At 54.2% G+C, this 12594-nt stretch carries 11 protein-coding genes; 6 read left to right on the top strand and 5 right to left on the bottom strand.

All coding sequences use genetic code 11. The features are described from left to right. Positions 1-254: 254 nt before the first annotated feature. Complete coding sequence (locus JIN87_RS01565; protein ID WP_200353748.1) at positions 255-512, top strand: hypothetical protein; 258 nt, start codon at positions 255-257, stop codon at positions 510-512. A gap of 30 nt (positions 513-542) precedes the next feature. Next, positions 543-1157 carry a YceI family protein gene (locus JIN87_RS01560; RefSeq protein ID WP_200353747.1) on the top strand — a complete coding sequence of 205 codons (615 nt, stop codon included), beginning with the start codon at positions 543-545 and terminating at the stop codon, positions 1155-1157. A 119-nt stretch (positions 1158-1276) separates the two neighbouring features. On the opposite strand, the gene JIN87_RS01555 is transcribed toward JIN87_RS01560, so the two are convergent. From JIN87_RS01555 to JIN87_RS01545, 3 genes are all read right to left on the bottom strand, one after another. Then, complete coding sequence (locus tag JIN87_RS01555) at positions 1277-2272, bottom strand: chemotaxis protein (RefSeq protein WP_200353746.1); 996 nt, start codon at positions 2270-2272, stop codon at positions 1277-1279. Positions 2273-2524: 252 nt separating this feature from the next. Next, complete coding sequence (locus JIN87_RS01550) at positions 2525-2671, bottom strand: hypothetical protein (protein ID WP_200353778.1); 147 nt, start codon at positions 2669-2671, stop codon at positions 2525-2527. Next, positions 2668-4419: an SLC5/6 family protein gene (locus tag JIN87_RS01545; protein WP_200353745.1), complete on the bottom strand. Its 1752-nt coding sequence runs from the start codon at positions 4417-4419 to the stop codon at positions 2668-2670. The genes JIN87_RS01550 and JIN87_RS01545 overlap by 4 nt, the downstream gene beginning before the upstream one ends. A gap of 27 nt (positions 4420-4446) precedes the next feature. Here JIN87_RS01545 and JIN87_RS01540 point away from each other — a divergent pair, with 27 nt between their 5' ends. The 4 genes from JIN87_RS01540 to JIN87_RS01525 all read left to right on the top strand — a co-directional run bounded on the left by JIN87_RS01540 (position 4447) and on the right by JIN87_RS01525 (position 9987). Continuing rightward, entirely contained in the window at positions 4447-5625 is a 1179-nt protein-coding gene (locus JIN87_RS01540; protein WP_200353744.1) for an LptF/LptG family permease, read from the top strand. 113 nt (positions 5626-5738) lie between these two features. Further along, positions 5739-7124, top strand: a complete 1386-nt coding sequence (asnS, locus tag JIN87_RS01535; protein WP_200353743.1) for an asparagine--tRNA ligase — start codon at positions 5739-5741, stop codon at positions 7122-7124. 121 nt (positions 7125-7245) lie between these two features. Further along, entirely contained in the window at positions 7246-8139 is an 894-nt protein-coding gene (asd, locus tag JIN87_RS01530) for an archaetidylserine decarboxylase (protein WP_200353742.1), read from the top strand. 180 nt (positions 8140-8319) lie between these two features. Next, complete coding sequence (locus tag JIN87_RS01525) at positions 8320-9987, top strand: sulfatase-like hydrolase/transferase (protein WP_200353741.1); 1668 nt, start codon at positions 8320-8322, stop codon at positions 9985-9987. Positions 9988-10030: 43 nt separating this feature from the next. On the opposite strand, the gene JIN87_RS01520 is transcribed toward JIN87_RS01525, so the two are convergent. Further along, positions 10031-11290, bottom strand: a complete 1260-nt coding sequence (locus tag JIN87_RS01520) for an anaerobic sulfatase maturase (protein WP_200353740.1) — start codon at positions 11288-11290, stop codon at positions 10031-10033. A 58-nt stretch (positions 11291-11348) separates the two neighbouring features. Continuing rightward, a complete protein-coding gene (locus tag JIN87_RS01515) occupies positions 11349-12362 on the bottom strand; it encodes a LacI family DNA-binding transcriptional regulator (protein WP_200353739.1) in 1014 nt (337 codons plus the stop codon). Positions 12363-12594 lie beyond the last annotated feature (232 nt).

The raw sequence follows: 12594 nt of genomic DNA, 5'->3' as shown, positions 1-12594 counted from the left end.
AATTGGCTTGGTCGCGAAACTTCCACGGGGGTGGGCAACGACGGAGCGTTGCCCTCCTGTGGCTCGGTGGAAATTTTAGGGGGTAAATGGGTAAGGCTCAGGGGGGAGGCTTCAAGAAGAAACTGGGAGCTAGGGAATGGGAGGCTGGCTCTGGGGATCTCGGCCTCAATTTTTTGATTTTTTGAATTGGGTGCATGCGGGGCGGGGGACGCGTCGTTTGCTGGGATGAATGGCGAAGGCGCCATCTTAACTCGATGAAGGCGATAGTGATACGAACAGCGGCGACGGGGGCTTTGCTCCTCGGCTTCTTGCTTTGGATGTACGGCGGGGCGCGTGCTGGCTTCTATCAGACTTTCTATCGGGTACGACATTTCGACGAGATTTTGGAGATCGAGCATTTCGAGGAGGTGGAGGCTTTATTGCCAGGGATCGAGACGCTGGGGGCCGGAGTGGCTGCTTTCTTCTTTCTCTCTCTCTGGGGCAATTTGCTCGAACGCAGGTCGGCGGCCTAGCTACTGGAATTTTTAGCACCAAAAAAATATATGAATAAAACCATCACCACCTTACTCGCCACTGCCGCTCTCGGCTTCGCTTCGCTTGCTCATGCGATCGATTTTGATCTGAAGGATCCTAAGGGCGTGAACAACATCGTTTTCCTCCTGGACGCGCCACTCGAGTCGATCAATGGAACGGCTACGGGGATCACGGGAAACGTGTCTTTCGATCCGGCTGCTCCGGAGAAGACTGCGGGCAAGGTTGTCGTTGCCGTCGATTCGCTATCGGTAGCGAATCCGAAAATGGTGGAGCACATGATGGGCGGCAAATGGCTGGATGCAGGGAACCATCCCGAAATCGTTTTCGAGTTGAGCCGCCTGAGCGACTTGTCTGGCGACGGCAAGAAGGTTAAGGGGACGGCCCACGGAACCATGAGCATCAAGGGCACGAGCAAGGAGATCAGCGTACCGGTTTCGATTTCCTATCTCGAAGGCATGCTAGCCAAGCGCCAGCGTACGCCGGGCGACATTTTGGTTATCCGTTCGAATTTTACGATCAGCCGGAGCGACTTCGGGGTGAACGCGGGAGAATCTGAAGACAAGGTAGCAGACGAGGTGGAGCTTCGTTTGAGCATCGCCGGCTTTGCTCCTCAAGACTCCTAAATCTTTTTTTAGTCGTTAGCGCACGGGGAGTACGGCCCTGTGTTCGGAAAACAAATACGCCCGCTACTTATCGGAAGGTAGCGGGCGTTTCTTTTGAGGGAAAGTTGATTGTCTGGCTGCTATTGGAGCAGATCCTCGATGCTGCCTTCGCCTTCGACGATGATGCGATCGATGATTTCGACGATGAGGTTGACCTTCGGCTTTGTGCCCCAGCCATTTGCTCCGACAGCCTTACACTTCGCGATCATCTGATCGTTGATGAGGGAGGAGAAGACGATCACTGGCGTATCCAATTGGAGACTGTCTTTCACGTTTTTGCAGAAGGTGAGTCCATCCATGACTGGCATTTCGATGTCAGTGAGAATGAGGTCGTAGTACTCGTTGAAGTCTTGCCCGTTCGCGTCGGCCTCGGCCTTGGCTGCTTTGATCTTCTCGAGCGCTTCGCTTCCGTTGGTGGCGAGCTCGACGTTTGTGAAGCCGGCGTCCATGAGTTGTCCGTGAACCATCTTGCGGATCATGGCGGAGTCTTCGGCGAAGAGGATTTTGATGTGATCGCGCGGTTTGAACTCCTGCTCGATCTTTTCGATCTTATCGTGATCGATGGACATGCCGAGACGTGGATTGATGAGAGTGAGAATGTACTCGAGGTCGAGGATGAGGACGAGTCGGTCTTCGAGGCGGATGATGCCGTTTACGTACGGATTTTCTTGAGCGAAGTTGGAGCTGATCGGCTCGAACTTGTCCCATGAGACGCGGTGGATGCGTTCTGCTCCGTCGATGGCGAAGGCGACTGTCTGGTCGTTAAATTGGGTGACGAGCATGAGGGCGCGGCTTGGATCCGGCTCTTCGTCGTAGACGCCGAGGATGGTGCGGAGGTCGAGCGTCATGGTCGGCTGTCCGCGGAAAGTGATGCTGCCGAGCACTCCAGCTGGCGGGCAGTCGGCGCGGGTGATGGTGAGCTGATCGCGCTGGACGATCTGGTTCACTTTGGCGACGTTCACGCCGTAGTGTTGTCCGGCGATGTTGAATTCGAAGACTTCTACTTCGTTGGTTCCAACTTCGAGAAGAATGTCGGTTTTTGCTCCAGCGGTTTTGAGAGTGCTTTGCTGTGCCATAAAGGTCGGTCGTATTTTGCGTTGTGGGTGGATCCCTTTGAAAGTGAGGTGCGTGGCCACGCGGAGGCGCGGTCCATGTGGTTAATCGGTGGCCGGCTCATCAATCTTGAGGCTCCTAGGGTCTTTTTTGGTTAAAAAAGCTTAAGCTCGCTTTAGGTATCTCCCCTCATCTGGGGAGAATACCCGTCTACAGAAAACCCCGCTCCAAGTGGAACGGGGTTTGTATGGAAAGAGGTTGCGGAGATTGGGCCGCTATTTGGTGTCCGGAGTTTCGATTTCGAAGCCGTGCACCTTCTCGTCTTCGCCTTCCGTGGTGAGCACCTTCCAGATGCACCAGATGAAAAGGCTCGTTACGGATAGGGTGGAAATGAGCATGATGATCCAGCCGCCGAGTGTCATTTGGATGCCTCCTTGGTTTTGTTGTTTTCTTTGAAATTGCCGATGATGGTGAGCAGCAGCATGAGTCCGGCCACGAGGGCGATGAGCCCGACGCTGAACCAGGCTACTGGATTGGGCTCGATGAAGAGGTCTTTCACGTAGGAACTGTAGACGCGTTCTCCGCCGCCGAACTGGAAGCCGAGCACGCCATTGTAGACCCATGCTCCGAATACGACGATGAGGAACAGCGGGCTAAGCCACTTCATGACGAATTTGAAGATGTTGGGGATGCGGATGGCGGCGCCGCGGTGGGCGATCTCGAATCCTTTTTCAATGCCGATGACCCAGCTGAAAATGATGATCTGAATCGTCGCCAGCACGACCATTAGGAGGTTGGTGACCCAGAAGTCGACGGTATCCAGGGCTTTTACTCCGGCGCTGAAGTAGACGATGAAGCCGGCTCCGACCGCGGTGAGGAAGCCGAGGAAGGCGACGGATTGCTTGCGGTTGATGTTGAGGGCTTCTTCCAGGAATGCGATGCCCGGCTGAAGCATGGAAAGGGAGCTGGTGACCGCGGCGAGGAAGAGCAGGAAGAAGAAGGCGAATCCGAAGAATTGGCCGCCCCACATCTCGGAAAAGACCATTGGGAGGACGTTGAAGCCGAGTCCAAAGGTGCCCATGCCGGCGACACCGGAGATGCCGAGGAAGGCGTAGCCGGCGGGGAGAGTGGTGAGTCCGCCAAGGCCGACCTCGCAGAATTCGTTGGTGCTGGTGGCGGCGAGTCCGGAGAGGACGACGTCGTCCTTCTTCTTTAAGTAGCTAGAGTAGGTGATGATGACGCCGAAGCCAACGGAGAGGGAGAAGAAGATTTGTCCGGCGGCGGCGAGCCAGAGCTGCGGGTTTATTAGCTGCTTGGCCATGCCGACTTCGACGAGCTTGAGGTTTGGATCGGCGGCGGCTTTCGCCTCGGCTTCGGCGAACATTTTCTCGCCTACGACCTCGCCATCGGCGAGCGGTATCCAGTTTTCAACTCCGGTGTCCTCGTTGAAGGCGCGTTCGTGGAGGATGACCTTGGTGGGGTTCCACATGAAGCCGAGCCCGTTTTTGACGCTGTTTTCCGGGTGTTCGGCTACGGGAGCTCCAAGTGTCAGGACGCGTACGAGAATGATGACTGCTAGCACGATGAGGGTTGGCATCGCGTATTTGCAGAATAGCTCGATTCCTTTGGAGAGCCCGCGGTAGATGAGGTAGAAGTTGAGGGCGAATACGATGAGCAGGAAAGCGCCTACCTCGGTCATGCCGAAGCCGATCGCTGACCCGTTTTCTCCGATCCCGATGAAGTTGCCCCAGAAGTCTCCTGCGTCTTTAACGGTCTCGAAATTCATGGCCCCGCGGGCGAAGTTGACCGCGTATCCCAAACACCAGGCTTCGATGTAGACGTAGTACATGTAGATGACGACCGGGATGACGACGCCGATCACGCCGAGATAGCGGTAGCGTTTTTGTCCGGTGACGACTCCGAGGATGCCGGGGCTGGAGTTGAGGCCGGATTGACCGCCCTTGCGTCCGATGGCCCACTCTGCCCAGCAAATCGGCAGGCCGATGAGAAGGAGCGCGATGAAGTAGGCGATCATGAAGGCGCCGCCGCCGTATTGGGCAGCTTGACCTGGGAATCTGAGGAAGTTGCCAAGGCCAACGGCGCTTCCGGCAACGGCGAGGATAATTCCGAGTCTGGAATTCCAGGACTCTTTCGGGACTTTAGGCGACATTGGGGTCCGTTTTGTAAAGAGCGTGCAGTGAAACGCCAGTCAAAAGCCGCTCGACTTCGCGGACGTCGCTCGCAGTGTTGCTGGTCATTCCGGATGTTCAGCGTTGCCGACAGATATGTTTTCTTTGAATGGCTCAAAGCCTTCGTGCTCGTTTTGGGCTCGATGTTTGGGCTGCTCATACTTTTTGAGATCCAAGACAGCTTCACTGATTTGATCGGCTACGATGCGACGACTGGCGAGATCTTGAAGTTTTACGCGGTGATCGCGCCTAGCTTTTTGACCATTACGCTGCCGGCGACGGTGCTCGTATCCATTTTGTATGCGCTGGGGCAGTTGCACCGTGCCAACGAGTTCATCGCCTTGCGGGCGGCGGGGATGAGCGTGTTTCGGGTGACTCGGTCGATTTGGCTCTCGAGTCTGCTTATTTCAGTGGGGCTCTGGTATCTGAACTCCAGCCTGATTCCATGGTCGGTCGAGCAATCGGACCAGCTGATGAATACGATCCGTCTGCGCAGCGAGGCCCAGGTAATGGAGAGCGACGAGGTCGGGATCGTGGAGGGGCTCGCCTTCGACAATCGCAACGAGAACCGGATGTGGTTTATCAACCGCTACAGCGAGTACAAAAAAGAGGCCTACGGAATCACGGTCACCATCATGGACGAGCAGCGTCGCGAAGTACGACGAGTGATGGCCCGTTATGGCTGGTACAACGAGGAAGAGGGCTACTGGTCGCTTTTCGATGGGCGCGAGCGTCTTATCGATCCGGATACGGGAGCGCAGAGCTGGCCTCCGTTCGAGCGTTTGGAGGCGAAGAATCTGGATGATGATCCGGAGCTGATGCTGTTGTTTGGCAAGCGTCCGAAGGACTTGTCGTTTTTGCAGCTGAAGCGGATCACCGACAATTTCACCAAGGAGGACAATCCTAGCGTGCTTGCCTACGAGGTGCGTTTGCAGGCCTTGATGGCGAGTGCTGCCAGCTGTCTGATCGTGGCGGGGATCGCGATCCCGTTCGCGGTGTCGGGGATTCGCACGAATCCGGCGGTAGGCGTGTCCAAGTCGATCGTTCTGTTTTTCGCCTTCTACATGCTGACCAGCATCCTCAACGCGATGGGGCGCGAGGGGGCTTTGACTCCTCAATGGGCCGCGTGGTCACCAATGGTCTTTATGACGTTGCTGGCGTACGTGCTGTTGAGGCGAGTGAAATGAAGAAAGGTAGCGCGGTGCTTTAGCCCGCGATTAATCAGGATGAGTGGTCGCGCCCTAAAGCTCCGCGCTACTAGACTTGCATCCCTCTGGGATTTGGCTTCTGTTGATCGCTTATGAAGCGACTGCTGATTGCTGATTTGATGAAGAGTGAGGGGCCTCGGGATGAGGTGACGATTCAAGGCTGGGTTCGCACGAGACGCGACTCGAAGACCTTCTTCTTCCTGGAGGTAAATGACGGTTCCTGCTTGAAGTCGATGCAGGTCGTGGTGAACGAGGATGCTACGGGCTATGCGGACTCGAAACCGATCGCGACGGGAGCGTCGGTCACGGTTGTAGGCAAGCTGGTCCCTTCGCAGGGGAAAGGGCAAATGTGGGAGATTCAAGCGAGCTCTCTTGAGATGCTAGGGGCGGCCGATGATAGCTTCCCGTTGCAGAAAAAACGTCACTCCAACGAGTACTTGCGTGAGATCGCTCACCTGCGTCCGCGCACAAATCTCTATGGGGCTGTATTCAGAATTCGGAGCAAGCTGGCTTTTGCGATACATCGCTTCTTCAACGACCGCCAGTTTTTCTATGTGCATACGCCGATCGTGACGGCGAGCGATTGCGAAGGGGCTGGGGAGCTGTTTCGCGTTTCGACGCTTGATCCGAAGAACCCGCCTCTAACCGAGGAAGGTGAAGTGGATAGCGCCCAGGATTTCTTTGGCCGCTCGACTTATCTGACTGTCAGCGGTCAGCTTGAAGGGGAAACCTATGCGACTGCCTTGGGGAACATCTATACCTTTGGTCCGACTTTCCGTGCTGAGAATTCACATACATCCCGTCACGCGAGCGAGTTTTGGATGATCGAGCCGGAGATGGCGTTTTGCGATCTGGCAGGCGATATGGATTTGGCGGAGGAGTTTGTGAAGTCCGTTATCGAGGAAGTGATGGAGACCTGTAAGGATGACTTGCAGCTGTTCTTCAACTTCGTGGATAAGGAGCTTAAGCAACGTCTCGAGTTTGTGCTTTCGCGCCCTTTCAAGCGAGTGACTTACACCGAGGCGGTGGATATACTGTTGGCGTCGGGCAAGAAATTCGAAAACAAGGTCGAGTGGGGCGTGAATCTGCAGTCGGAGCACGAGCGCTACTTGACGGAGGAGCATTTCAAGAGCCCGGTCACGCTGTACGACTACCCGAAAACGCTGAAGCCGTTTTACATGCGGGCAAATGACGATGGGAAGACTGTCGCAGCCATGGATGTTTTGGTGCCTGGAATCGGTGAAATCGTTGGGGGCAGCCAACGTGAGGAGCGCTTGGAGCTGTTGCTGGAGAACATGAAAGCGCATGGTATCTCTGAAGAGGACTACTGGTGGTATGTTGACTTAAGAAAGTATGGGAGCGTACCACACGCGGGCTTCGGACTTGGCTTTGAGCGTTTGTTGATGTTTATCACGGGTGTTGGAAATATTCGGGACGTGATCCCGTATCCAAGAACTCCAGGACACGCGGAGTTCTGAGGAGTGTTTTTGTTCTAACTTCGTTTTGTTTCCGTTGCATAATTGGGAGGGCAATGCTCTGTCATTGCCTTGAGAGAAAACGGCAATGACGGAGCATTGCCCTCCTTGGAATTTAGTTAAGATGTCGGAGATACGTTTTTATAACCGCTACAGCGGGCAGGAAGAGGTCGAGGAGGTCTATGGCGAGGGGTTCCTTCGCTGGACTTACGAAACGACTATGGGGAAGATCGGGCTTTGGCTTTTGGCGAAGCGAGCGATCTTTTCGCACTGGTACGGCTGGCGTATGTACAAGTCGGCAAGCGCAGAGAAAATTCGCCCGTTCATCGCTGAATATGGATTAGATGAAAACGAGTTTCTGGATTCGATCGATTCGTATTCGAGTTTTAATGACTTCTTTTATCGGAAATTGAAGGCTGAGGCACGGCCGCTTGTGGCTGGAGAGGGCAAGATCGCTCTGCCTGCGGACGCTCGTCATTTGGGGATTCCCAACTTGGGGGACGTCGAGGGGCTGTTTGCAAAAGGGCAGTTTTTCGATGTTAAGGCTCTGCTCGGGAGCGTGTCATTGGCAGACAACTACCCGCGAGGTACGGCGCTAATTTCTCGTCTGTGTCCGGTTGACTACCATCGCTATCACTCTCCGGTTTCCGGAAAGATCGTGGAACAGCGCTTGATCAACGGACCGCTCTACAGCGTGAGCCCGATCGCTCTGCGTCAGTCGATGGGATACCTTTGGGAGAACAAGAGAGTCTTGACGGTGATTGAAACCGAGGATCTAGGACTTGTGAGCTTCATTGCGATCGGGGCGACTTGCGTGGGATCGATTTTGATGACCGCTAAGGAAGGCGATACGGTTGAGATGGGAGACGAGCTCGGCTATTTCGCATTTGGTGGCTCGTGCGTCATAACTTTGTTCGAACGTGATCGAGTGAAACTTGCGGACGATCTAGCGGAAAATGGCCCCAGACAGTTAGAGGTTTATGCGAAAGTAGGAGATCTGCTGGGCACGACCTTGTAGTCTTGCGGAGGGAATATTTGAGCTTAATTGATTCATCGAGCTTCAGAGGAGGCTGATGGTTGAAAGCTTCCGCATGCCATGGCAAAAGGGGCTATGGCTAGTTTGCTGAGAAGACTTTGCGTCCTTTTTCTGTTAGTTGGTTTCGCTCATTCGGCGTTCGCGGAACGTCGACCGAACGTCGTGCTCATCTTGATAGATGACTTAAGCCACTATGGGGTGACTGCTTATGGGGCGGATCGGATGAACTGTATCCGAAAAGGGCAGGAATTCGAAAATGTCCGGATCGCCACTCCGCGCATGGATAAGCTCGCTGGAGAGGGAGTTCGTTTTGATCGAGCCTTCACGTATCCACTTTGTGAATCTACTCGAATCGCTTTGATGAGCGGCAAAGACAATCGCCGCAACTATCTCAAACCTAAGTCTCAGCATGCTTCTGATATCACCTTTGGGGATATTTTTCAGGCGGAAGGATATAGAACCGGCATGTTCGGTAAATGGAAGCAGACGAGGGGAACGAAGGAAGTGCCGGGTCGCGAGTACATCTCGGAATTTGGTTGGGACGAGTATGTTTGTTTCGACGTCATTGGTGGTGGGCAACGTTTCATTAACCCGAATCTGGTGGTGAACGGTAAGGTGGTGAACTACAAGGGGAGAACTGACTTGGATCCGGTCACGGGGCGTCGCTGGTACGGTCCGGATCTGTGTAACCGGGCGGCTCTTAAGTTTATCGAGGATAACAAGGACGAGCCGTTCTTTCTCTATTATCCGATGTTGCTGGTGCACGACGACCACAAGCCAACTCCCGATACCGAGCCTGCTTCGGACTTTGACACGTTTGATGAGGAATCGCCCTATGTGATCAAGGGGCGTGGAGATGACGCCCGCTATTTTCCCGATATGCTCGCTTACACGGATAAGCTGATCGGCAAGCTGGTAGACAAACTAGAAGCGGAAGGTTTGAGAGATGACACTTTGATCGTGTTGATGGGGGACAATGGAACGAAGGAAATCTTCCAGCACGTTTTTCCGGACGGGAGTATCTACCCCGGACGCAAGGGCGGGAATACCGATAACGGTATCCATGTGCCGCTTATTGTTAGCCAACCGGGGCGGGTCGAAAGCGGCAAGGTGTACGATGGACTAACCTACTTGACGGATGTGCTGCCGAGTATTTGCGACGCGACAGGTATTAGCCATGAGAAGTATGCGGAGGTAGATGGAATAAGTTTTTGGGAGCAGATGGAAGGGGCTAGCGGAGAGCCTCGAGATTCGATCTGCACCTGGTATTCCGCGAATTTTGAATACACGCAGAAGGAGGAAATCTTTGAGTACGCCTTCAATAAGGACTTCAAGCGGTATTCTCCTACTACGGCCTACCCTGAAGGGCGTTTCTTTGATTTGAGAACTGATCCATTGGAACTCGAAGGAGATCGCTTTGTAGCCCGAAAGTGGGGGGTGCGTTGGTACAGCGGGCTCGATTTGAAGAACCTGACTCCAGAACAGCAAGAAGGATACGACGAATTAGGAATGGTTTTGGAAGCTCATCGATTTGTGGCTGTCGAAGGGCTTCGTATCAGGAAACCGGTTAAGAAGATGAAGGAAGGGGAGAGTCGTCGGCTCAAGGTCGAGCTGATCCCGTCGGGAGCAACTCGGACCAATGTGGTATGGGAGTCTTCCGACCCAAGCGTGGCGACAGTGGATAAATTTGGAAACCTCCGTTCCCACAAGGCTGGGAAAGCGACGATTGCTGCCTTTTCCTGGGATGATGCCTTTCCGACTTCTGCCAACCGAAAGGTGACTTATCATCGAGATGGAATCTCGGATAGCTTCGAGTTGATGGTGAAGTAGAGACGAATTCGGTTGTGTGGCCATCGGGGACGATGGCCGCTACCTACTTCATTGGTTTGTAGCCAGGTAGTTTCTTTTTGGCTACGAGTTCCATGACCTCTGTGGCAGAGCGTCGGTTGCGGTTCAAGTAAGCCATGGCTCGCATCGGTTCAGCGATGTGGTTGAAGAATTTGCGATAGCCTTTGCAAAGGTAGTGGAGGCCGGGCTCACCATCTGGAGTATGAAGGAATCGGTCTTTCGGGCAGCCTCCGTTGCAAACGAATCGAACTTCGCACTTTCGGCAGTACTCAGGGAGCTTGTCCCGCTTGTTTAGGCCGAATTGACGTTGTTGGGGCTTGGAGACGAGATCGACCAAAGGCGTGTCCTTGAGGTTCCCGAGTTTGTATTGTGGATACACGAAGTGATCGCAGGAGTAGAGATCTCCGTTGTGTTCGACGGCCATGGCGTCGCCGCATGTTTCGGCGTGTACGCAAATGCCTCCAGGCGCGCCGATCCATTTGCTGAGGGCGGTTTCGAATAGCTGGACGAAGATCGTGCCTACGTCTTTGCGTATCCAACGATCAAATATTCGTATGTAGAAATCGCCAAAGTCTTCGGGCAGTACGCTCCATCCCAGCACTGGGAGATCATCGTCCGCTATTCCTTCTTCCGGCGCGGCGAGGTCTAGCCCCCATTTCTTGGCTTGTTGGCCAGGGCGTCGCTCTACGATGGGGATGAATTGCTGGAAGTCGCTACCGATGCTCTTGAGGAAACGGTAGACCTCGAGCGGCTTTTTCGAGGTGACTCGATTGAGGCAGGTGAGGGTATTGAATCGCACGCCGGCTTTCTGGAGGACTTCGATGCCTCGCATGACTTCGTCGAAGGAGGAGTTCCCCTTTTTATCGACTCGATTGGCGTCGTGGATTTCTTTGGGGCCGTCGATGCTGACGCCTACTAGAAAGTCGTTCTCTTTGAGAAAGGTTGCCCATTCGTCGTCGAGGAGCGTGCCGTTGGTTTGGAACGCGTTTTCGATGGTTTTCCCGTTGGCGTACTTTTTTTGGAGTTCCACTACATTGCGGAAGAAATTGACGCCGAGGAGGGTTGGTTCGCCGCCTTGCCAGGCGAAGCTTACGAATTGAGTGGGTTGAGCTTCGATGTACTGGCGTATATAGCTTTCCAATACGTCGGGAGCCATGCGCCATTTTCCGTCGGTATAGAGGGCTTCTTTTTCCAGATAGAAGCAGTATTTGCAATCGAGATTGCAGATCGGACCAATTGGCTTGGTCATCACATGAAAGGGACTGCGTGCTGTCTGGGAAGGCATGGCCGGCTATAAAGTAGGGGAAGTGTCGCTTTGTCGATATTGGGTGACGAAAAACCGTTCAGTTTGGGACTTGTACCGAGGGGCCGTCTTGCCAATGGCAGTCGATGGAGGTGACAGTGGGCGTCTGCGGTTCGCCAAATTCACCTCGAAAGAGCTGATCTACGACTTTGTTGACGGCGGAGATGCCGACTTGCCGCCAGTTCGGGTCGACCCCTGCGAGTTCTGTATCATCCTCGTGCCAGCCGAGTTGCACGTAGCCGATCTTCTGGTCGAGTTGGTCAATGAGTGGTTTGGCCCGACGGTAGGGGCAGATGATGGCGTCGGGAGTGTGAGTTTTGAGCCAACTTTCCAGAGCGGACTCGAATCCCTCTCTTTCAGATACGAGCAGCGGGACGCGTGCGTGTTCAGGGAGGTTTTGCTGATGGAGTAGCCATGCGGCTTCTCGTTTGATGCGGGCGATGGCTTCTTGCCGAGGATTTACGATGAGTCCGATTTTCTGGTAGCCGAGCTTTTCTAGATGTTCGGTGGCCACGAGCACTGATAGGTATTCCGCGACGACGACGCGATTGAGGTTCGGCTTTCTCATTGTGTGGGTGAGGGCGACCGCGGAGATGCTGGAAAGGTCGATATCGAGTTCTACTCCGTCTTCGAAGAAATGCTCGAAGATGGCAGCCCGAATCCCGCGACTGCTGAGGATGTTGGCAAGGCGTTGCGGGGTCATGCCTGGTTCGTTCAGGTAAAACTCCGAGACTTCGAATCCGTGTTTCTTGGCCTGTGAGCGGATGCCTTGGCGCAGGGTGAGGAGGTTGCCAGTGAGTTTGCGGTCTGCCGGCAAGCAATGAATGTGGGCGACTGTCAGCGAGATGTCTGCTGGAGCTCCTTTTCGGCGCTGTGTCATGAGGGCGGAAACGAGCGGATTTTTCTGGTACCCGACTTCGTTTGCGATCTCGAGAACTCGCTCGCGGGTTTCGCCGCTGATACCCGGACTGTTACGCAGAGCCCGGCTGACCGTCATCACGGACACGTTCGCCATCTCGGCGATCTCTTTCATGGAAGTGGGCTTTGAGGTCATGAGTACTTTCAAAAAGGAAAGTTATGAAAGGAAAGTTACGATTAACGAAGCGTAGGAGTAGCAATATCGCAAGTGAAATGATCAAAGTGATACTATATTCGCAACCGCGATTCCCCGTTTTACCCCATGGAATACCCTCTCTCCGGTGCGTTTAGGCGCGTTTTGGAAGAAGCCGTGGGGTGACAGTTCCCTTCAATCAACTGAGTGTCTCGAGGTACTTGCTCGAGAGGCT

It is taken from the genome of Pelagicoccus mobilis, from assembly GCF_016595505.1.
Classification (GTDB): domain Bacteria; phylum Verrucomicrobiota; class Verrucomicrobiia; order Opitutales; family Opitutaceae; genus Pelagicoccus; species Pelagicoccus mobilis.
Note: the sequence above shows the minus strand (reverse complement) of the source record. Positions and strands in the feature narration are given on the sequence as shown.